Source organism: Levilactobacillus paucivorans (assembly GCF_001437125.1).
GTDB lineage: Bacteria > Bacillota > Bacilli > Lactobacillales > Lactobacillaceae > Levilactobacillus > Levilactobacillus paucivorans.
Window position 1 is genome coordinate 1 of the sequence record NZ_JQCA01000050.1, and the last position, 264, is coordinate 264.

Annotated in this window: 1 protein-coding gene; it reads left to right on the top strand. The window is 42.0% G+C overall.

The genetic code is table 11. The features are described 5' to 3' along the window. Positions 1-264 (top strand): IS30 family transposase (locus IV54_RS12080; RefSeq protein ID WP_157054362.1); only part of this gene is annotated, 264 nt, incomplete at both ends.

The window sequence follows — 264 nt, forward strand, 5'->3', positions numbered from 1 at the left end:
GCCAAACGAAAGAATGGTCAATCAGTGAATGAAGCCCTCACAACAATGTTTGATCAAATTCCTAAGGAATTTGTTCTTTCACTTACTCCGGACCATGGAACAGAGTTTTTGAACTTAGCGGAAATCCGTGAAAAACTTGGTGTTACTATCTACTGGCCAGATCCATATGCACCTCAGCAACGAGGCACAAACGAGAATACGAATGGTTTGATTCGAGAATACTTCCCTAAAAATAAAAGTCTGGAACCGCGAACGGACGAGGAA